Source organism: Rhizobacter sp. LjRoot28, assembly GCF_964253025.1.
Classification (GTDB): Bacteria; Pseudomonadota; Gammaproteobacteria; order Burkholderiales; family Burkholderiaceae_C; genus Rhizobacter.
Map to the genome: position 1 here is coordinate 2709334 of NZ_CAXUQC020000001.1, position 21008 is coordinate 2730341.

The window sequence follows — 21008 nt, forward strand, 5'->3', positions numbered from 1 at the left end:
TTTTCACCCGCTGTCTCTCCCGCAAGAATCGGCTCCGACGCCCTGGAACCCCATGGCGCCTAGTGCCACAAAGGAGAGGACCCAATGATCACGAGCTTTGAGAAAGCGGCCGAAGTGCCGTTCAATGCGCCGATCGGTGAGACATCGGAAAGCGATGTCGACCGGGTGTGCCGCACGATTGCCCGCAAGGATTTCTGCTTCATTCCCGCCGCACGCACCGAGGGACTGCTGCGCGGCCTGCGCGAAGATGCCCTCAGCGACTGGCCCGCGTTCCACGACAGCTGGGACGACATGCCCGTCGACGGGTACATGGCCGATGGCGGGCGCTATCGCCGCCGCCGCCACGCCACGCTGAGCGCGCTGCCGTCCAGCCGCTGCTTCCAGGTGCAGCCGCACCAGCCCCACTACCAGAAGCTCGACTACAACCCGCTCAACGGCGGCATCGCGCGCCACTACGACCCCATCCGGCCCGACGTGCTTGCCGGGCACACGCTGCACACCCTCATCACACTCGGGTGCGAACTGTTCGGGCGCCTGTCGCCCTACTCGCCCTGGCACATCGAAGTGCATCAGTTCCGCATCGAGGCGCAAGCGGGCGGCACCGGGCACCCCACGCCCGAAGGCGTCCACCAGGACGGCGTCAACTTCGTGATGATGGCCATGGTGCGCCGGACCAACATGGTCAACGGCTCGACCACCATCTACGACCGCGACAAGCAGCGCCTCGATCAGTTCACGCTGCAGCAACCGCTCGACCTGGCGATCGTGAATGACGAGCGGGTCTTCCACGGCGTCACGCCCATCGTGCAACTCGATGTCGGTGCGCCCGCGATCCGCGACGTCCTTGTCATCACCTTCCGCCGCAAACCGTAGTGATCCGGCAGGGCGCCTCCGGGTGCCCTGCCCCGCGCCGGCATCGCCGGCGCCGCGCTTGCGCCCATCCGCTGTCCCGTCATGCCGCTCACGCGGCACGCCCTTCAACCTCTCACCCAAGCGAGCCCATCATGGTCGAACTTCTGGCTGTCGCCGCCATCACCATCCTTGCCGTCATCAGCCCGGGGGCCGACTTCGCCATGGTCACCCGCAACAGCCTGCTGTACGGGCGGTCCGCCGGCCTGCTGGCCTCGCTCGGTGTCGCGGTCGGGGTGCAGCTGCATGTCATCTACACCATGCTGGGTGTCGGCCTGCTCATCCGCAACTCCCCGGAGTGGTTCGACCTCATCCGCATGGCGGGCGCGCTGTATCTGATCTGGGTCGGCTACAAGACCTTCACCAGCCGGCCAGCCGTCGATGCCGACGGCGCGGCCGCGCGCATCAACGGCTTCCAGGCCCTGCGCACCGGCTTCTTCACCAACGCGCTCAATCCGAAGACCACGCTCTTCGTGGTCAGCGTGTACACCCAGGTGGTGGGCCCCGACACGCCGCTCGCCCAGCAGATCGGGTACGGCCTCTTCATGTCGGTCGCCCACCTGGCCTGGTTCAGCCTCGTGTCGCTCTTCTTCTCCGAAGCCCACCTGCGCGAGCGCATGCTCCGCCGCCAGGTGCTGCTCAACCGCGGCATCGGTGGCGTGCTCGTGGCGCTCGGCCTGTGGCTCGCCCTCAGCCCCGCATCCCACTGACCATCCACGAAGGACGACCCATGGACATCGCCTGCATCGACCTCGAAGGGGTGCTCATCCCCGAACTGTGGCCGCACATCGCCGAGCGCACCGGCATCGCCGAATTGGCCATCACCACCCGCGAGGAGCCCGATTACGCCCGCCTCGTGCAGCGCCGCATCGCCCTGCTGCGCTACCACGGCCTGCGCCTGCGCGACGTGCAGCGCATCGTGGGCGATGCCGCGCCGCTTCCGGGTGCCATCGGCTTCATCGAGGCGCTGGGCGCCACCCACCGCATCGTCCTCGTCTCCGACGCCTTCCAGGACATGATCCTGCCCCTCTGGGACGCCCTCGGCCACCCCGAACTGCGCTGCCATCGCTTCGTGTGCGACGCCAGCGGCTTCGTCGCCAGCGCCCGCTACGCCCGCGCGCGCGGCAAGCACGAGGTCATCGAGGAGTTTGCCGCGGCGGGCGCACGCACCCTGGCCGTTGGGGATGCGTTCAACGACCTGACGATGCTGCGGCAGGCCACGCAGGGATTCCTCTTCCGCCCGTCCGCGGAAACGCGCCAGGCTGCCCGCGACCTGACCGTGGCGCACTGCTACGACGACATCCTGTCCGCCCTCATCCCTGCGAAGGCCTCGGCGGCGCTGTCACTTCATTGAGTCATCGAAGGGTCCGTCGAGGGCCGAGCGTCGAAGCAGGAACTCATCGTTGGCCGCAGCGGCAACGTGTCGATCGACCGGGCCCCGCTGAAAGAGGGCGTGCATCGGTTCAATCGTTGCGCGACCTGTCTGCTCGAATGACATCTCCGGATGCGGAACAGCCGACCGGACCCCGGTCGGCGTTCCGCCGGCGGGGAGCGCCGCCGAACGGTTGCCTCATCGATCGCCTGGCGGCGCAGGTCACTTGGTGTCGACGCGGGCGAACGGGCTTGGCGCATCGCGCAGCGCGCCGCAGGCGGCTGGCCACGCCGGGTCTGCCGGGTTGAGCGCGGTGCGCAGATAAGCCCACGTCATCTGCGCGACCGCCTCCACGCGCGCCGGGCTTTCGTCGGTCGTCTCAGCCGCGTCGTAGCCGGAGATCCCGCCGAGGATGTGCTCGCCCCCGAACACGGTGAGCAGGTCCTTGGGGCCGGGACTCAGGGTGTAGGCGCCTTCCCGATACGCCGCCTGGTCGGAGAACATCGGGTTGATGTCCCGATCGCCGACGACCACGAGCGCAGGAGCGGTCATCGCGGAGAAGTCGAGCGTGCGCAGGATGGGGTAGCGGTCCCGCGCGGCCCCGGTCAGGTAAGACGGGTTGCCCGGCCCCGCGATGATGACGCCGGCGGTGATCCGCGGGTCGCGCAGGTCGACCACGGTACCGGCCGCATCGGTCAGGCGCTGGCCCAGCAGCATGCCCGCGGTCATGCCGCCAAGCGAGTGCCCGGCGACGGCAACGCGACCTTTGTCCATCCGACCGCCCAGCCCCGGCACGGCTTCCTCGATCGTGTCCAACGCGTCGAGGAGGCGTGTCATGTCCTCGGCGCGAGAGCGCCAGAACAACGCGCCTTCCGGCCCGTTCGGGTCGACGACGCCACGCAGGGTCGCTGACGACAGGTGGGTCGGCTGGATGACGACGAAGCCGCGCGCGGCCCAGTAGCTTGCGAGCGGCCCGTACCCGTTCAGCGACGACAGGTTGTTGGACGAGCCGTGCCCGTGCGAAAGAAGAACGATCGGGAGGTCGCTGCCGGTGACCGGGGCGGACACGCGCACCTGAAGCCGGACGGCGCGCCCGGGCGCGGGCAGCGCGATCGGGGCAAGGGACACGACGGGCACGGGCGCGACGGACGGGATGGTGCCGACGGACGAGATCGATGTAGACATGAGGCGGTTCCTTCTGAGGTTTGGTTGGGATTCGTTTGCCTTGCGCCGCGGACCGGCCGTGCAACCGACAAGCCAACGATAGCGCCCGTCACCCGGACTGAATACAATGCGAAGTCCATAGTTCATGTTAGAAAGTCCAGACATGGTCGATCCGCTCGCCGAGGTCGTTTCGCTGTTGCGGCCGAGCGCGCCCTTCGCCAAGGTGGCCACCGCCGCGGGACCGTGGAGGGCGAGGCGCGCGGAGGCAGGACGCCCGTTCTTCTGCGCGATCGTCGCGGGCGCGACCCGTCTCACCGTCGCGGGTCAGGAGCCCCTGGTGCTCGAGGAAGGCGACTTCGTCCTCGTGCCCGCCGCCTTCGACTTCACGGTGACGAGCCTCGAGCCGCCCCCGGAAGACGAGGAGACGGCGTACGTGTTCCGCCCCGACGGCGAGATCCGGCACGGCGACCCGGACGCGCCCCCCGACGTGCGCATGCTGGTCGGCTATTGCGTCTTTGCGTCGCCGGACGCCCGATTGCTGGTGTCGCTGCTGCCGCAGCTCGTGCACGTGCGCGGCGAGCCGACCCTCACCACGCTCGTGTCACTCGTCCACGCGGAGTTCCGCGCGCGGCGCCCGGCGCGGGACGTCGTGCTCGCCCGCCTGCTGGACGTGCTCCTCATCGAGGCGCTTCGCTCGGCGCCGGACCACGCGGCCTCGCCCGGCCTCGTGCGCGGACTCGCCGACGAGCGACTGGCCGCGGCGCTCCGGCGGATGCACGAGCAACCCTCCGCGTCGTGGACCGTCGCCCAACTCGCTCGCGAGGCGGCGATGTCCCGGTCGGCGTTCTTCGACCGGTTCAGCCGGCTCCTCGGCGTGACGCCGATGGACTACCTGCTCGGATGGCGCATGGCGCTCGCGAAGCGCCTGCTCCGCCGCGACGGCGCCACGGTCGCCGATGTCGCCGGACGCGTCGGCTACGGTTCGGCCAGCGCGTTCAGCGTCGCGTTCACCCGCCATGTCGGCTGCCCGCCTGCGCACTTCGCGCGACACGATCGTGCAGCCGCGCGCGACGGTCTCGACACGGCTGAAGTCAGCGCCTGACCGATGAAAACTGCCGGCCCGACGTCGAGGCGAGAACCGCTGCCGTGGACACGCGCCTTCATGTTCGTTCGGCAGGCGACCGGCGCCGGGCCGTATGCGGCGCAGGCGGGTTGGGCGCCGACGCGCGCTGCGTCGGCGCAGGGCAGGCACGAGGTCAGCAGGAGCTTGCCGCGGCGGGCGCCTGCAAGGAGCCCGCTACGCGGAGGCGGGGTCGTCCGTCCGTCCGCCGGAACGAAGCGCTACGCTCGGTGGCGACGGCTTGAACGTCCAGGGCCGGCCGGCGCCCGGGGCTCCGGTTCGTGGCTTCGAGGACGAATGCGCGCGAGCAACGCCAGCCCTGCCAGCGCCAGCGCAGCCGAGGACGGCTCGGGCACCGGGGCCGCCACCAGGTTCAGAACGAACGGTCGGACCTGCCCGCCCCACGTGCCTCGGCCGGCGATATCACCCTGCTCGTTCATCTCGAAGCCCAGAAGGTCGGTCCAGCCTACGGTGCTGGACGGATCGATCAGGGACTGCAGCGTGAAGGAACCTGCGTTGGGCACGTGGAGAAAGCTCTCGAAGCGCCCGGGGCCCTGCGATTCAAGCGCCGAAGTGCCCAGCACCCAACCAGCATTGTTGAAGTCGTAGACGACGTTGCCCACATCGCCCTGTGAACCCGCCAGCGTCGAGAAGCGCCCGTCTCGGTACATCTGAACCCGCAGGCCGATCTCGTCATGGACCGTCATGGCCACGTCACCCTGATCGTTGAGAAACGCATACGGCGAAAGCACGCGCATTCCGGCAACGAGCATCGTGGACCTGCCCGTCGACGCGTCGTGAAGGAACATCTCGGGACCGTCGGCCTGTGCCAGCACCAGCACCTGCCCGTTGTTGTTGATGTCCACGGCCGCCCCGGAATGCGGAAGAACCGCGACCTCCCCACCAGCCATGCGAACGAACGGCTGCGCCGCTTCGGCAAAGCCCACGAGTCCGGCCACATCGCCGCGATCATTGATGCTGTACGCCACGCCGTACGAGCCGTCGAGGGGCACGGATTCGCCACGTCCTTCCGGGCGGAAGATGTAGGCCTGAGGCCAGAACTGACCGACAGCCACGCCACCGGCGTTGAGATCGTGAACGGGCGCGATCCGAGGCTCCCCTCGCGCACTCGGCGGCATGAGGGCTTGGTAGCCGGTCTCGCGCGAGTACAAGTACGGGAACAAGCCCTGACCGCCGTCCGACCCGGCGTGGTACCACGACATGGCAATCTGCCCGGCGTCGTTGAACCCCGTCATCTCGCCGAACCAGGCTTCGCCCCCGCTGACTTCCAGCGGCGCGATCGCCTGGAGTCGGTAGCGCGGCGCGGCAAGCGCCCCGGTAACGGCACCGAGACAAGAAGCGAAGGCCAAGGCCCATGCGCAAATGCGAAGCGACTTCATGCGGGCATCTCCTGCGGTGATGCACCGACTTTAGTCCGGCCGCCCCAATGTTCCAGCACTTTCCCGCTGCGAGGTCTGGTTCGACCGTTCCTTGCCATCGCTTCGAGTCGGAACGTTCGGCAGATGGCTTTGTGCTTCGCGCCTCACCCCCCCCCGACTTGCAGGGGCCCGTGCGTCAAACGCTTTGACGAGGCCAGGAGGTGCACCTAAGTTGGAATATCGCAACCTGCGGCGCTTCAAGGAACGACCATGAACGACGGACGAATCCTGCGGGCCTCAGGGTGGGCCTTGCTGTGGTCCTTGTGCCTTGCCGCGCTGCCCGCGGCCGCTGCGCCCCGCTACACCCTCATCGACACCGCCACGTTGATTCCCGGGCACACCTTCCAGGCGGCGGCCCTCAACGACCGCGGCGCCCTGGTCGGCACGCGGGGCGATGGGCATGCCGTGATCGTCACCCCTGGCCAGGGCGAGCCCATCGACATCGGCACGCTGCCGTCGCAGTCCCCCGGGTTCGAGACGCGGCCGGTGCCTGTCGCCATCAACAACTTTGGGCAGGTGACCGGAACCGTCTACTACAACACCGACGAGAACGATCCCCCGGTGATCGTCCGCGGCTTTCTCTACACCCCGGGCGTCGGCATGACCGACATCGGGTTGCTGCCTACGCAGTACCTGCCGACCACGTATGGGGTGGACATCAACGATCGCGGCGTGGTCCTCGCCATGTCGGTCGGCGGAACCCGGTGGGAGACCATCACGTTCTCGCTCGGCCGCGGGTTGGAAGTCCTCCCCACTGCGCTGGACGTTCAACCCGAAGGCATCAACGACCGCGGGCAGATCCTGGGGTCCCTCCTGACGGGCACCCAGCTGGCAAGCTACATCTACGACCGCGGCGCGGTCACTCAGCTCCAGGGCTCCGGCGCTGCGTACGTCTACGCGTACGACATCAACGATCGCGGGTGGGTCACGGGCGGGATGTCCCGTGACCGAGTGCGTGGCCAGGCCTTCCTGTACAAGCCGGGCACTGGCATCGTGGACCTGATGGCGAGGGGTGCGAATGACGGCTTCATCAACACCTACGGCGTCGCATTGAACAACCGGGGGCAGGTGGTGGGTTCGGGATGGGACGGACGTGACACGGCGGGCTTCTACTACGACAAGAAGACCGGCATCGTTCGATTGTCCAAGCTCGTGGAACCGGCCGACATGGTGGGGTGGCGTCTCTGGGACGGCTTTGCCATCAACAACCGGGGACAGATCCTGGCGTACGGCTTGCGCGACGGAAGCAACGTGACCACGGTGGTCCTGCTGACGCCAGTGAAGAAGGCGGGGCCCGACCACGACCACGACCACGACGACGACGACCCTGATCACGATCACGATCACGGCCACGGCCACGGCCACGGCACCCCCCCGCGTGGACGTTGAGCGGCCGGACCGGTGGGCGGCGGATGCCCGTCGTGCGGCCGGGGGACTGCCACTCGGGCCGCGCGAACTGCTTTCCAATGGTCTGGCTGAGATGCTCACCCAGACCGATGCGTTGACCGGTTGATTCCGCCGCCTGATGCGACCGCGACGGGCAGCAAGCCGAAAGCGGTTCTCGGGGCGCCATGCGCCTGGTGCAGACGCCGCAGAGCACAGCGACTAAGGGCTGCCGTCCATCAGGCCTCGACAACCAGCAGCGCCTGTTTGCGCAGGCTAGCGCCCCGCGTCGAACCGCTTCCTTCGCGGGGCGACGGCTGCAAGTCGCTTGGCCAGCCCCGGGCAGACTCGTGCCTGGCCTTCATTGACCCTGGCGTCGGTGAAGTCACGGCTGGTGAGCCCCCGACGCAGCCGGCGTTCCGCGCAGGCGAGGCACAGCATGCCGTCGACCTTGTGGTTGATGGAGCGCCACAGGCCAGGTCGCAGCATGTAGTACTGCTCGTTCGCGTACGTATCGACGTCGCAGTCCATCCACAGCCATCGAGCACGGCCCTCGGCGATCTTGCGACGATCATCCATCGGTGATTGAGTCATCTGCAGCCCTTCGCTCCAAACCGTAGCCGACCGGCGCGAACGACGGCTTTCCCGCCCTTGGCATGGCCTCGGGAACGTCCGCAACGGGTGCACAGCCGTCCTGAGCCAGGGGCTAGTGGGTGCGTGTCATCGACGGGCCGATGCGAGGGCGCCGCTCCCAGCGCGGCCCGCTCAGGTCGCTGTCCCCATCAAGGTCACCAGCACGACCACCACGCCGATCGTCATGTTGATCGCCACCCAGCCGCGCACCGACGCCAGCGCGGCGGCTGCGGCGGGCCAGTCCTGCGCGGCGCGGGCACGCTGCACCCGGCGGAACAGGGCGAAGCGGATGTGGCCGAAGATCAGCACCATCACCACGCCGAGCACGGCCATGATCAGCCACTCGAGCGGCATGTTGAACGGCAGCCCGGTACGGCGCGTGGTGGAGGCCACGCGCCAGACCATCCAGCCGCCGCTGGCCAGCAGCACGACGATGGACACCTCGACCATGCGGAAGAAGCGACCGAGGGCGGTGGCGACGACCGGAACCCGCTCGGCGGGCTGCAGCAGCGCCGCGGCGGGGTGAAGGCAGAAGAGCGTGAAGAACATGCCGCCGAGCCAGACCACGGCTGCGAGCAGGTGGATCGTCTTCAACAGCGCGTAGACCATGGGGTGTCCTGGTGTCAGTTCAGCGAGGTGGAGCCGGGCGGCTGGTCCCGCGCCGGGACGAAAAGCTCGCCGGCATCGATGGGATCGAAGACGTACTGGCGACCGCAGAAGTCGCAGCCCACCTCGACCTTGGACTGCTCCTCGATGATGCTGTCGACCTCTTCCTGTCCAAGGTTGCGCAGCATGTCCGACACGCGGTCCCGCGAGCAGGTGCAGGCGAAGCGCGGCATGGCCGGCTCGAAGCGGCGCACGTCCTCTTCCCAGAAGAGCCGGCGCAGCACGGTGTCGGCGTCGAGCGTGAGCAGCTCTTCGCTCGTCAGCGTGGCGGCCAAGTGCGCAATGCGGTTGTAGCCTTCGTTGATGCCGATCTCGTCCTCGTTGCTGGCCGTGCCGAGGTTGCGCGAACCTTCGACCGGCAGGCGCTGGATGAGCAAGCCGGCGGCGATGTTGTCGTCGGCAGCCACGATCAGCTTGGTGTCGAGCTGCTCGGACTGCAGCATGTAGTGCTCCAGCACCTCGCTCAGCTTCTGCAGCGGCTCGCGCTGGTCGCCGTGGAGCGCCACGACGCCCTGGTACGGCTGCTGGCCCGGCACGCGGCCCTGCGGGTCGAGCGTGATCGAACAGCGGCCGCCGCCCTTCACGTTCACCAGCGCTTCGAGCTGCGCGTCGTCGGGCACGTCGCCCACCACCTTGGCCGTGACGCGGAACGCCAGGTCGCTCTGCACCTCGGCCACCGCCAGCTTCACCGGCCCGTCGCCGAACACCTGCAGCACGATGGCCCCGTTGAAGCTGATGTTCGATTGCATCAGCACGCCCGCGGCTGCCATCTCGCCCATCAACCGGCGCACCGGTTCCGGAAATTCATCACCGGCTTCGCGACGGCGCTTGAGCACCTCCTGCCACCCTTCGGTCAGGCGCACGAGCATGCCGCGCACCGGCAGGCCCTCGAACAGGAACTTGTGCATTTCGCTCATCGTTCAGCCGATCTTCTTCAGGCCCGCCTGGTAGCGGCGGGCGTTCAACACGTAGTGGGCAGTACCGCGCGCCATGCCGGCCTGCTGCTCGGGCGACAGCGTCTTCACCACCTTGGCGGGTGAGCCCATGATGAGCGAGCCGTCGGGAAACTCCTTGCCTTCGGTCACCAGCGCACCGGCCCCGACCAGGCAGTTGCGGCCGATCCTGGCCCCATTGAGCACCACCGCCTGGATGCCGATCAGCGAGCCGTCGCCGATGGTGCAACCATGCAGCATCACCTGGTGCCCGACGGTGACGTTCTCGCCGATGACCAGCGGGAAGCCATGGTCCGCATGCAACACGGAGCCGTCCTGCACGTTGGAGTTGGCGCCCACGGTCAGGCGCTCGGTGTCGCCACGGAGCACGGCCCCGAACCAGACGCTGCTGTTCTCGGCCAGCGTGACCGCGCCGATGACCTCGGCGCTGTCGGCAACCCAGGCGGTCGGGTCGATGTCGGGGATTTCGTCGCCGAGCTGGTAGATGGCCATGGTCCGTTCCGGGGGCAAAAGCCATAATTCTAGGGATGAACCCGCGCGAACGTGCTCTGGCCGTCCTGGTGCTGTCCGATCCGGCCGAAAAGGCCGATGCGGCGCGCACGCTCTACGCGTCCCTCGACCTCGCCGACCTCGACACCGACGTCGAGATCGCGGCGCCCGCCGACCTGCCCGGCCGGCCCGCCCGGCCGGTGCTGCGGCCGGCGCGCGAGGTCCCGTCGCGCAGCCCGTTCACCCTCGAAGGGCGGGCGGCGCTGCTGCACGCCATCGCCCACATCGAGTTCAACGCCATCAACCTCGCCCTGGACGCGGCCTTCCGCTTCACCGGCATGCCGCCCGCCTTCCATGCCGACTGGCTCCGCGTGGCGAGCGAGGAAGCGTTGCACTTCTCCCTGTTGCGGGAGCACCTGCAGTCGCTCGGCTTCGACTATGGCGACTTCGACGCGCATGACGGCCTTTGGCAGATGACCCAGCGCACCGCCGGCGACGTGGTCGCCCGCATGGCCCTGGTCCCGCGCACGCTGGAGGCACGCGGCCTGGACGCCACGCCCCCGCTGCAGGCCAAGCTCGCCCGGGCCGGCGACGCGCGCGCCGTCGAGATCCTCGACATCATCCTGCGCGACGAGGTCGGCCACGTCGCCATCGGCAACCACTGGTACCGATGGCTGTGCCGGCGCGATGGCCTCGACCCCATCGCCCACTACGCGGTCCTTGCCGAACGCCATCAGGCGCCGAAGGTGCGTCCGCCCTTCAACCTGGAAGCACGCGCGGCCGCCGGGTTCAGCGCCGAGGAAATCGCCTACCTCACGGGGTCGGGCGAGGCCTGAGACGCTGCCGTCGTCGCCCGCTTCGCGGCGGCCGGCAGGGGGAATCCACGCCGCGCATCGCGGCGCCCGGGAGCGGGACGAGGGCAAGGCACGCCCCTTGCCCTGAACGCCCGCCGGGCGACCCCGCCTGTGGCATCAGCACCGTATTCCATGAACTTTCGACTTTCCCGCGCCCTGAGACCGCTGAAATCATCCCCTGCCTCCCGGTCGGGGGGGCATGGCGGGGGCGGCACGCCCTTGACGCCAGCCTTGCGCGGCCTGGTCAGCACGCCCCGGGTACCGTACCCCGCGCTCGAACGCCCCTTGCCCGCGGCGGGCGCTTCCCGATGAGTTCCGCCTCGCCGTCCCGGCTTCGGGGTGCGATGGCCGCCGCGCTGCTGTGCGTGCTGCTCGTGGGTTGCGCCACACGCGACGACGACCGGAAGGAGGGGTCCCCTCCCCCGCCAACGCCCGTGAAGCTGCAGGTCGAAGCACCGCGCCCCCTCGACGAACTGCTGTCCACCCACCTCGACGTGGCACGGCTGGGGGTCATCGCGCCCGACGCGGCGCTCGACGAGACCGAGCTTGCGCGGCTCGTGGCGGCCACGCCGGCGCAAGCCCGTGAGCTGCTGAAGACCGAGGGCTACTTCAATCCGACCATTCAGGTGGAGCGGGTGCCGGGCGAACGGCCGGTCGTGCGGGTGCGCGTCGAGCCGGGGGCCCGGGTCCACGTCGGCGAGGTCAGCATCCGGGCCGAGGGCCCGCTGGCCGAGTCGGCCGCCCGAGGCGATGCACACGCCGCCACGGCCACGCAAGCCCTGCGTGAGAACTGGCCCCTGCCCCCGGGCGCGCCCTTTCGCAACCCGCTCTGGAGCGGCGGCAAGCGTGACGCGCTCGCGCAGCTGCGCGCACAAGGCTACCTGGCCGCTGAATGGCAGGAGACCGCGGCACGCATCGACGGCGAACGTCAGCGGGCCGAGCTGTCGCTCGTCGCCGACAGCGGGCCGCTGTACCGCACCGGTTCCTTGCGCATCCGCGGCCTGCAGGCGCACGACGAAGAGACGATCCGCAACGTTGCCGACTTCGACCCCGGCACCATTGCCACCGAATCCCTGTTGCTGGACTTCCAGGAGCGGCTGCAGAACACCAACCTCTTCGACCGGGCCACGGTGATCGTGCAGCCCGACGCCGCCGACCCGGGGGCCGCCGTGGTGGACGTGCGGGTGCGCGAGCGCAAGCTGCAGGAGGCCACCTTCGGCATCGGCGTGAGCGCCGACGTGGGCGTGCGCGGCACGGTGGAACACGTTCATCGCCGTCCCTTCGGTTGGGCCGCCATTGCCCGCAACAACTTCGAGTTGTCGCAGCTGCGCAATTCGTGGCAAGGCGAACTCAGCACCCACACCCTCCCGGGGTTGTGGCGCAACCTCGTCGGCGGCGCGGCGGAGCGCATCGAGTCCGACACCGACACCGTCGTGTCCGGACGGGCCCGCATCGGTCGCGCGCAGGATACCCGCGCCATCGATCGGCTGGTGTTCCTCGAGTTCGAGCGCTCGTTGACTCGCGGGCCCGCAGGCCGTGAGCAGGCGAACGCGCTTGGTCTCCACTATCACGGCATCTGGCGCGATGTCGACGACCCGCTGCTGCCCACGCGCGGCCATGTCTGGGTGGGCCAGGTCGGTGCCGGCGTGGCTGAATCGGAGCCGGGCGCGCGTGGCCCGTTCTCGCGGCTGTATGGCCGCTACCGGGGCTACTGGCCACTCGGCAACCGGTGGTTCAGCCAGGCTCGCATCGAACTCGGCCAGGTGTTTTCGCGCGACGATGTCTCGGTGCCGGAGTCCATGCGCTTTCGCGCGGGCGGTGACAACTCCGTGCGCGGCTACGCCTTCCGATCGCTCACGCCACAGGTCAACGGGGTCGATACCGGCGGGCGGGTCGTCTTCACAAGCAGCGTGGAGGTGGCGCGCCCGCTGCTGGCCCGCATGCCCGAGCTGTGGGGCGCCGCCTTCGTGGATGCCGGCCGCGCCGCCGAGCGCTTCAGCGACCTGGACCCGGCGGTGGGCGCCGGCGTGGGTCTGCGCTACCGCAGCCCCATCGGCCCGGTCAGCCTCGACGTGGCCTACGGTGAAGAGGTGCGCAAGTTCCGGCTGCACCTGAACGTGGGCGTCACCTTTTGAGCGCGGCCGTGGCGACCACTTCACCTCCACCTTCGCGACCCCGCCGCCGGTGGCTCGTGGGCACGCTCGGCGTGCTGGGCGTCGTGGCGGTGGCGGTGGGTGCCGGCATCGTCTGGCTCAAGACGGACACCGGCGTCGACTGGGCCTTGCGCCAGGTCCCGGGCCTGGCGTTCAGCGGCATGCAGGGCCGTCCGGACGGCGGCGCGTTCTCCGCTGACCGCATGACCTGGACGTCGGCCACCATGACGGTCACCGCGGAAGCCATCAGCTGGCGCGACCTTCAGTGGCAGCTTCGGCCTCATGCAGGCGCCTTCGTGGGCATCACCCTCGTGGAGCCGCGCGCGCGGCGGGTGACGGTGCAAACCCGACCCGACCCACAGCCCGCCGCGGCACGTCAGGGCGCACCCGACAACGTGCGCCTGCCGCTCGAACTCGATGTCCGGGGCCTGGCCGTCGAGACGGTCCAGTTCAATGATCTGCCACCGATCGAGTCGCTCCGGGCGGATGTCCACCTGGGTGCCGAAGATGGCGGCCTGCACCGGGTGCACCGGCTGTCGGCCCGCATGGCGCAACGACAAGCCGACGTCCGGATGACGCTTCGCACCACCCAGGACATGGCCCTCGCCGGCATCGTCACGGTGGCGAGCCTGCCCGGCGCGAGCCAACCCTTGCAGGCACAGGTCGACCTGTCCGGCACCTTGCCGCGGCCGCAGTTGCGCGCCCGGCTGGATGCCGGTGCCGGCGCGCAATTGCAGGCCAATGCCACGCTCGCGCCCTTCGACGCCTGGCCCGTCGTGGCTTTGGCGGCAAGCACCCGTGACCTCGACCTGTCGACCTTGTCGGCCGGCCTGCCGGCCACGCGCCTCACCGGCACCGCAACGGTCGAGGGCGACGGCGGGCGCCAGCCCACCGGCGTGAGGCTGGACCTGAGCAACGGCCTGCCCGGCCCCTGGAGTGCGCTGCGCCTGCCGCTGGCCGAAGTGCAAGCCGTGGTGCAAGGCAACCCGTCCGACCTCTCGCGGCTCGACATCGCGGCCCTCGACGTGCAGCTGCACGGCGCGCGGCCCGCCGGCCGCGTCAACGGCGGAGGGCGTTGGCAGCAGACGACGCTGACGCTGGACCTGGCCCTGGCCGACGTGGAAGTCGGCCAACTCCATGAAGCTGCCACGCCGGCGCGCCTCAGCGGCCCGCTGCAATTGCGCGTGGACGGCTTGCCCGTGCCCGGCAGCGCCTCGCCCGACGCGGCGGCCACCGGGCTGACCGCCACGCTGAAGACCGACCTGCGCGGCACCCTGCGCCGCCGCGCCAACCAGCCGGTGCAGGTTCGGCTCGATGGCGTTCTCGCCCTGCCCACGGACGGCAGTCTCCACGCGCGCGATCTGCGTGGGTTGCTGGCGGCCGGCTCGGCACAGGCCGAATTCGAGGCCGATGTGCAGCGGGAAGCAGCCGGCACCTGGCGCGCCCGCAGCAAGGGCCGCCTCACGCGCTTCGATCCGTCCGACTGGTGGACCGGGCCCGGCGAGGCGACCGCCTGGCAGCGCGGGCCGCATGCCTTGAACGGCGACTGGCAGGTGGGCCTCGCGGTGCCGCCGACGGCGGTCGCGGCGCCGGCGCCCGCATCGGCCGCGGCCTCCGGCGCACCCCTGCCCGCACGCGCCTCTCCCTCGGCCGCCTCACCCCCTGCCAGCGCGGTGCCGCTGCGCGACTCCCTGATCGCCCTGACCGGCGATGCCACCGTGACCCTGCGTGACAGCCGGCTGGCCGGCGTGCCCTTGCGCGCCGACCTGGCATTCAAAGCGGCGGACCGCAGCGCGCGCCTCGACGCGAAGGTGGGCGCGGGCAGCGCCCGGGCCGCCGCGGCGCTCGCCATCGCGGCCGACCCGAAAGCCGACCGCGGCGAGGTGGACATCGACGCGCCGGCCCTGGCGGCCCTGCGTCCGCTCTTCAACCTGATCCCCGGTGCAGACACCTGGGCGCCGCGCAGCGGCACGTTGCAGGCCAAGGCCAATGCCGCAGGCGAGTGGCCGGCGCTGCGCACGCAGGGTGAGGTGCGCGCCGAGCGAATCGACGGCGGCAGCTGGCGCCTCGGCACCGCGCACGCCGAATGGACGGCCGCACCGGCCGATCCGGCTGCGCCGCTCAAGCTCTCGCTGCGGGCCGCGACGCTCGCGCGCGGCGAGCAGCGTCTGGACCGCCTGGAGGCCGAGGTCGACGGCAGCCTGCGGCAGCACCGCATGAGCCTGCTGGCCACCAGCCCGCTGCGCCCCCCGGCGTGGACGGACGCGGCCTTGTCGCAGGGGCAGGCTCCAGCCCGCGGCGGTCGCCTCGCGCTGCAGGGCACGGGCGGGTGGACGCCGGCCAGCCCGGGAGGCGGCGAGTGGCGGGGCCGTTTCGACCAGATTCGCGCGGCGCCCCCGACCGACGGATCGACGCCTTGGGTGGATGCACGCCAGCTCGAGGCGACGCTGCGCTTCGGACCGGCGGGCGAACTCGCCCAGGCCGCCCTCGCGCCGAATTCGGCCCAACTGCTCGGCGCCACGCTGCGCTGGAAACAGGCGAACTTTGCCGCCGGCGCGGGCGAGGCCCCACCGCGGGTCGAACTGGACGCCCAGCTCGATCCACTGCCCGTGGCACCGTGGCTGGCCCGTCTGCAGCCGCACATGGGCTGGTCCGGGGACCTGCGGGTCGGGGGGCATATCAAGGCCACGAGCGCCGAGGGTTTCAATGCCGACATCGTCCTGCAACGCCAAGGCGGTGACCTGCGCCTGGCCGACGCGGCCGGTGTCCGCGACCTCAACCTCACCGAACTGCGCCTCGCGGCCACCGCGCGCAACGGCGCCTGGGCGCTGACCGAGGCCGTCCGCGGCGGCGGCCTGGAGCTTGCCGGCCAGCAGACCCTGCGCGCCGACCCGGCCGCCGTGTTCCCCGGTCCGGACGCACCGCTGGCTGGCACGCTGCAGCTTCGCGCGGCCGACCTCGCGGCGCTCCGTGCCTGGCTTCCCGCCGGCTGGCGCATCGGCGGCCGCCTGCAGGCCGACGCGCGGCTCGACGGCCGGCTCGGTGCACCCGAATACCGTGGACGCGTTACGGGCAGCGGCCTGGAGGTGGCGCACCTGCTCGAGGGCGTGAAGCTGAGCGGTGGCGAGATGGCCCTGTCGCTGGAAGGCGAGCGCGCCACCCTCGAGCGCCTGATCTTCCGCGGCGGCGATGGCACGCTCGTGGCCCAGGGCGGCGCCCAGTTCGGGGCAAGCCCCCAGGCGCGGCTGCAGGTCAAGGCGGAGCGCCTGCTCGCGCTCGGCCGCGTCGATCGCCGCGTGGTCCTGAGCGGCGACGCCACCCTGGCCATGACGGCGAACGACATCGACGTGGACGGCCGGTTCACCGTCGACGAGGGCCGCATCGACATCTCGCAGGCGGACGCGCCCGCGCTCGACGAGGACGTATCGGTCATCGACGTGAACAGCCGGACCACACCGACCTCCCCGGACGACGCCCCGCCCGGCGCGCTGGCCCGCGCAGACGTGCAGATCGCGGTCGACCTCGGCCAGGACCTGCGCCTGCGCGGCCGCGGACTCGACACCTTGCTGAAGGGCCGCCTGAACATCACCACGCCGGGCGGCGAACTGGCCGTCAACGGGCGGCTGCGCACCGACGAAGGCACCTACACCGCCTACGGCCAGAACCTCGCCATCGAGCGCGGCATCATCACCTTCAATGGAGACGTCGCCACACCGCGCCTCGACATCCTCGCCGTGCGGCCCGACATCGACGTGCGCGTCGGCGTGGCCGTGCAAGGCAGCGCAGCCGACCCGCGGGTGCGGCTCTACAGCGAGCCGGAGATGAGCGAGATGGAGAAGCTTTCCTGGATCGTGACCGGCCGCGAACCCGAGGGCATGGGCCGCGCCGAGACGGCGCTGCTGCAGCGCGCCGCACTCGCCCTGCTGGCCGGCGAGCGCAGCAACCCTTCAGGCGGCACTTTGAAGAAGCTCGGGCTCGACCAGCTGTCGGTCGCCCGCGGCGAGTCCGGCGAACTCAGCGACACGGTCGTCACCCTCGGCAAGCAGCTGTCCAAGCGCTGGTTCGTCGCCTACGAAACAGGCCTGAACGCCGCCGCCGGTTCATGGCAACTCATCTATCGCGCGGCACGTCGCTTCACCTTGCGGGCGCAGAGCGGTGAGGACAGCGCGGTGGATGTGATCTGGACGTGGCGGTGGAATTGACGGCGTCGCCGCATCGGGCGGGCGTTATGGCGAGGTCTGCGGCGCAGACCCCGTGCGGGGCGGAGGTTGCTGCCGTGCAAGATGGCAGGCCTGACCCCGCTGCGCTTACGGCGCCCTGATCCAAAGCCCTCCAGCGCGCGGCGCCACGTTCGGATGCGGCTCTCATCGACGCGGGCCGCGAGCCGAGCGCGGGTGGCCTTGTCGTGAGCAAAGTCTCGAGCCGGTATCGTTTGCTTCGCGCCACGGCACACCGCACGGGTCGGCGGCTACACTGCCCCGCACAACAACCGGCCGCCTTGCGTCTGCGACGGTTCGATCCCTCCTGGCGGCGCTCTCCTTGCCGCTCGAACGAATTGAACCGCGCACGCGAGCGCAGGCTCGACAACGCAACCCAGGGAGGGATCTCATGTTCATCAGAGCAGGGCTCGGCGCACTTGCCGCATCGTCAATCATCGCGCTGGCTGCATGCGGCGGCGGCAGCGACAATGACACCCACGAAGCACCGAAAGACAACCGCCTGACCGTGAGCGTCGACAAGACGTCCGTGTCGTGGCGGTACTCGCTGCTTGAAGGCACCCGGTCGAGCCCGGCTGTGGTCTTCACCGGGCGGGGCACTGCCAGCTCGCTGTACATCCTGGCCGTCACGCCGTCCGGGCAACCCGATCCGAACATCTTGCGAGTGAGCATCGTCGTCGATCCCGTTGCATCGACTGCCACTGCGTCCATCGTGCCGGCGGACGGCCTCGCCGTCGGCACCTACACCGGCACATTGGTCCTGAAGGCCTGTCCGGTGATCGATTGCGCCACGCAGTACGCGGGGTCGCCGCAGACGATCGACTACAGCTTCCAGGTGTACAGCGACATCTCCATTCTCCCGAACGAATACACCGCCGTCCTGCCGCCTGCAACAGCGTCCTCGCCATTCGATGTTTCCGTGAGCCTGCCGTCAGACGTGTCCGCCTACACGGCCACACCGTCCGACAGCTGGATCACCGTGACCAACGTCCGGCCGCGGATGTTCACCATCACGCTTGCGCCGGGCGCCGTGGGCACGCGCAGCGGCTCGGTGCTGGTGGCGGCCGGTGCCTACCGCACCACCTTGACCGTCGTACAAAGGGTCGAATGACAAAAGCCCGATGCTCGGCCGGAGGCCGGGCAGCGGTCGTCGTCTTCACTCGGCCAGCGTACCGCACGCCGCAGCGCGGCGCGTGTCGACACACGCTGGCTGTGTCCACCCCAGCAAGCTGACCCGCCAAACGCCCATGCCTGCCACCATGAAACACCGCATCGCAGCCCTCCTCCTCGCCGCGCTGACCGGGACTTCCGTCTCGGCCCAGATTGCCATCGCCTCGCCGCCCGTCATGGTCGAGAACGAGGTGACCTGTACGAACATCGATCTCGAAAAGCGTGTCCCCTGCTCGGACTCGACCTTGTTCTTCCACGAGGGCGCCGGGCTTGTGCAGCAGGCCTACAACGCGCGGGACTACGCCAAGCTCGATGCCCTCTACGAGCAGTGGTGCACCGGAAAGGACCGATTTCCCGACGGCCGCTGGAAGCTCACGCAGTACGGCCAAGGGCTGCGCGACAACTTCGTGGCCTGGAACAACTGGGCGCGCGACCTGAAGGCCATCAAGGCATGGCAGGCGGCACGACCGGGATCAGCCGCGGCGGCGTTCGCCGAAGCGACCTACTGGCACATCTACGCGTGGCACGCCCGGGGAGAGGGCTACGCCTCGACCGTGGCGCCCGAAGGTTGGGAGCTCTTTCGCGAGCGGATGGCCAAGGCGGTGGCGGCTGCAGAATCCGAAGTGCTCACGTCGGGTTCGTGTGCAGCACCGTATGCATTGCGGTTGGACCTGTTGACCGAGACCGGCGCACCGGAGGCTCGCCTCGTCGCCTTGTACGAGGAAGCGGTGAAGCAGCACGGTGAGTATCACGCCATCCACTTCGCCATGGCGAGGCACTACCAGCCGAGGTGGGGTGGGAGTGCGGCAGCCTACGAACGCTTTGCGCAACGGGTCGCCGAACAGACCCGGGCCTTCGAAGGCATGGGCATGTACGCGCGCCTCTACTGGCTCGTGGACTATCGTCAGAACCTGCCGTTCGTCAACGAGCCCGGACGCAATCCTTCGTGGACCAAACTCAAGGCGGGCTACGAGGACCTGATGCGGCGTTACCCCTCCAGCATGCACAACCTGACGAAGTTCGCCGACGTGGCCTGCCGGTCGCCGGACGGCGAGCTCTACCGGACCCTGCGGACCGCCATCCATGGCTATCACGCGGGCGCGGAGTTCGTTGACCCGGTGGACGTCTGCGACCGTCGGCATCGCTGGACGCCGCCGAAGGACCCTCAACCCGGTTGATGTGCGCCGATCCCCGGTGCATGCCCACGCCTGCGCAGCGCTCTTGCAGCGGCGTCACGCACCCGCTTCACGCCGGACGCTGCAGCGCAAACACGCCCGGATACGCCGAGACGGCCCCCTCCGCCGTCACCTGCAGCACGGCCCGGTAGTCATGCACGGGTGACTCGTAGGCATACGTGGTGTCGGTGAGGCGCTGGTAGCGCTGCGGCAGGCGCTGCACGCGCAGGCTCGGGATGTCGAGGTAGACGGTCTGCACCTCGGCGTGCTCGCCGATGGCGAGGCCGAGCCTGCGGATCGACAGCATGTTGGTGGCCGGGGTGAAGCCGAGGTCGAGGTCGATCAGTCCGGCCAGTGCGGGCCGTTCGCGCCCGTCGACCCACCAGCGGGATTGGCGGTCCGACTCGAAGGAGAGCCGCACGGCTCTCGGGCCGACGCGGCCCTCGACCCAGGCACGCCTGAACCGGAACGCCGGGCTGGCCACCACTTCGTACTGCAACTGACACACGAGATCGGATTCCGCGAAGGCGGCCATGCCCGTCCAGCGGCAGGCCCTCGCGGACGCTTCGAACCGGCACGCATCGTGGCCCGGTGAATCGAGTCGGCTCCACAGGAAGTCGATTGCATGCATGACGGTCATCCGGACGTCGAGCCCGCTGGCGGAGGCGCAACCGACTTCATCACAGCAGTCCCGGGTTGTTCCGCCACACGGATCCGGTCAGGGCGCAGGCCAGCGTCACCCAGGCGAGGTACGGCAGAAGCAGCACGGCGGCCACGCGCCTCACCCGCCAGAACAGCGCAGCGGTGATGGCGATGAGCACCCACAGCACCAGCACCTCGGCGAACGCCAGGGCGCCCAGCCGCCACGCGAAGAAGAGCCAGGTCCACAAGGCATTCGCGGCCAGTTGCACCAGGAACAGCGCCAGCGCCGCACGGCGCGGCCCGCGCTCATGGGCCCGCCAGACGAGCCACGCCGCCACGCCCATCAGCAGGTACAGGACGGACCACACCGGGCCGAAGGCGGATGCGGGTGGCGCCCAGGCGGGGCGCACGAGCTGCGCGTAGAAGGTGCTGGAGTCCATGGAGGCGACGGCGCCGGCGGCAGCCGCGACGAAGACCACGGCCAGCCAGCCGAGGAGGCCCATGAATTGCGCGAGCGAAGAGCGTGTAGGCATTGGCGGCGGCCCTGCGGGTGAAGGAAAGCGCGCCATCAGCGTCCAGCGCGCGAAGCCCTCCCACTGTGCACCATGCGGCCCACCCGCATGGTCAAGCGGCTTTGCAGGTGCCGGGCATCCATCTCCGGCGACGGAC

Annotated in this window: 18 protein-coding genes; 10 read left to right on the forward strand and 8 right to left on the reverse strand. The window is 69.8% G+C overall.

From position 1 onward, the window contains the following. Positions 1-84 precede the first annotated feature (84 nt). The 3 genes from ACSQ2F_RS12370 to thrH all read left to right on the forward strand — a co-directional run bounded on the left by ACSQ2F_RS12370 (position 85) and on the right by thrH (position 2263). Positions 85-873, forward strand: a complete 789-nt coding sequence (locus ACSQ2F_RS12370) for a 2OG-Fe dioxygenase family protein (protein ID WP_436023175.1) — start codon at positions 85-87, stop codon at positions 871-873. A 131-nt stretch (positions 874-1004) separates the two neighbouring features. Further along, the gene (locus ACSQ2F_RS12375) at positions 1005-1619 is read left to right on the forward strand and encodes a LysE family translocator (protein WP_436023177.1); all 615 of its coding nucleotides are present in this window, start codon (positions 1005-1007) and stop codon (positions 1617-1619) included. A gap of 20 nt (positions 1620-1639) precedes the next feature. Continuing rightward, positions 1640-2263 (forward strand): bifunctional phosphoserine phosphatase/homoserine phosphotransferase ThrH, encoded by a 624-nt coding sequence (gene thrH, locus ACSQ2F_RS12380; protein WP_436023179.1) that lies wholly within the window; start codon positions 1640-1642, stop codon positions 2261-2263. A 240-nt stretch (positions 2264-2503) separates the two neighbouring features. Here thrH and ACSQ2F_RS12385 read toward each other — a convergent pair whose 3' ends face one another. Continuing rightward, positions 2504-3466, reverse strand: coding sequence for an alpha/beta hydrolase family protein (locus tag ACSQ2F_RS12385; protein ID WP_436023181.1), 963 nt, complete (start codon positions 3464-3466; stop codon positions 2504-2506). A gap of 142 nt (positions 3467-3608) precedes the next feature. Here ACSQ2F_RS12385 and ACSQ2F_RS12390 point away from each other — a divergent pair, with 142 nt between their 5' ends. Next, a complete protein-coding gene (locus ACSQ2F_RS12390; protein WP_436023183.1) occupies positions 3609-4547 on the forward strand; it encodes an AraC family transcriptional regulator in 939 nt (312 codons plus the stop codon). A gap of 239 nt (positions 4548-4786) precedes the next feature. Here ACSQ2F_RS12390 and ACSQ2F_RS12395 read toward each other — a convergent pair whose 3' ends face one another. Further along, on the reverse strand, positions 4787-5965 hold the full coding sequence (locus ACSQ2F_RS12395) for a PEP-CTERM sorting domain-containing protein (RefSeq protein WP_436023185.1): 1179 nt from the start codon (positions 5963-5965) through the stop codon (positions 4787-4789). Positions 5966-6214: 249 nt separating this feature from the next. Between ACSQ2F_RS12395 and ACSQ2F_RS12400 the strand changes: the two genes are divergently transcribed. Then, positions 6215-7393 (forward strand): hypothetical protein, encoded by a 1179-nt coding sequence (locus ACSQ2F_RS12400; RefSeq protein WP_436023187.1) that lies wholly within the window; start codon positions 6215-6217, stop codon positions 7391-7393. 270 nt (positions 7394-7663) lie between these two features. Here the strand turns inward: ACSQ2F_RS12400 and ACSQ2F_RS12405 are convergent, their stop codons facing one another. The 4 genes from ACSQ2F_RS12405 to ACSQ2F_RS12420 all read right to left on the reverse strand — a co-directional run bounded on the left by ACSQ2F_RS12405 (position 7664) and on the right by ACSQ2F_RS12420 (position 10131). Beyond that, positions 7664-7966, reverse strand: a complete 303-nt coding sequence (locus tag ACSQ2F_RS12405; RefSeq protein WP_436023189.1) for a hypothetical protein — start codon at positions 7964-7966, stop codon at positions 7664-7666. A gap of 186 nt (positions 7967-8152) precedes the next feature. After that, a complete protein-coding gene (locus ACSQ2F_RS12410; protein WP_436023191.1) occupies positions 8153-8629 on the reverse strand; it encodes a CopD family protein in 477 nt (158 codons plus the stop codon). Positions 8630-8643: 14 nt separating this feature from the next. Beyond that, positions 8644-9603 (reverse strand): Hsp33 family molecular chaperone HslO, encoded by a 960-nt coding sequence (locus ACSQ2F_RS12415; RefSeq protein WP_436023193.1) that lies wholly within the window; start codon positions 9601-9603, stop codon positions 8644-8646. 3 nt (positions 9604-9606) lie between these two features. Further along, on the reverse strand, positions 9607-10131 hold the full coding sequence (locus ACSQ2F_RS12420; RefSeq protein ID WP_436023195.1) for a gamma carbonic anhydrase family protein: 525 nt from the start codon (positions 10129-10131) through the stop codon (positions 9607-9609). 35 nt (positions 10132-10166) lie between these two features. Between ACSQ2F_RS12420 and ACSQ2F_RS12425 the strand changes: the two genes are divergently transcribed. The 5 genes from ACSQ2F_RS12425 to ACSQ2F_RS12445 all read left to right on the forward strand — a co-directional run bounded on the left by ACSQ2F_RS12425 (position 10167) and on the right by ACSQ2F_RS12445 (position 19700). After that, on the forward strand, positions 10167-10964 hold the full coding sequence (locus ACSQ2F_RS12425) for a ferritin-like domain-containing protein (RefSeq protein ID WP_436023197.1): 798 nt from the start codon (positions 10167-10169) through the stop codon (positions 10962-10964). A gap of 326 nt (positions 10965-11290) precedes the next feature. Beyond that, a complete protein-coding gene (locus ACSQ2F_RS12430; RefSeq protein WP_436023199.1) occupies positions 11291-13117 on the forward strand; it encodes an autotransporter assembly complex protein TamA in 1827 nt (608 codons plus the stop codon). 56 nt (positions 13118-13173) lie between these two features. Next, positions 13174-17337, forward strand: a complete 4164-nt coding sequence (locus ACSQ2F_RS12435; protein ID WP_436023201.1) for a translocation/assembly module TamB domain-containing protein — start codon at positions 13174-13176, stop codon at positions 17335-17337. A gap of 406 nt (positions 17338-17743) precedes the next feature. After that, complete coding sequence (locus tag ACSQ2F_RS12440) at positions 17744-18463, forward strand: hypothetical protein (protein WP_436023203.1); 720 nt, start codon at positions 17744-17746, stop codon at positions 18461-18463. Between the two features lie 148 nt (positions 18464-18611). Next, positions 18612-19700: a DUF4034 domain-containing protein gene (locus ACSQ2F_RS12445; protein ID WP_436023205.1), complete on the forward strand. Its 1089-nt coding sequence runs from the start codon at positions 18612-18614 to the stop codon at positions 19698-19700. A gap of 67 nt (positions 19701-19767) precedes the next feature. Here ACSQ2F_RS12445 and ACSQ2F_RS12450 read toward each other — a convergent pair whose 3' ends face one another. Both ACSQ2F_RS12450 and ACSQ2F_RS12455 read right to left on the reverse strand, forming a co-directional pair. Beyond that, positions 19768-20328 carry a putative glycolipid-binding domain-containing protein gene (locus ACSQ2F_RS12450; protein ID WP_436023207.1) on the reverse strand — a complete coding sequence of 187 codons (561 nt, stop codon included), beginning with the start codon at positions 20326-20328 and terminating at the stop codon, positions 19768-19770. A gap of 49 nt (positions 20329-20377) precedes the next feature. Next, positions 20378-20872: a TspO/MBR family protein gene (locus ACSQ2F_RS12455; RefSeq protein ID WP_436023209.1), complete on the reverse strand. Its 495-nt coding sequence runs from the start codon at positions 20870-20872 to the stop codon at positions 20378-20380. Positions 20873-21008: the final 136 nt, after the last annotated feature.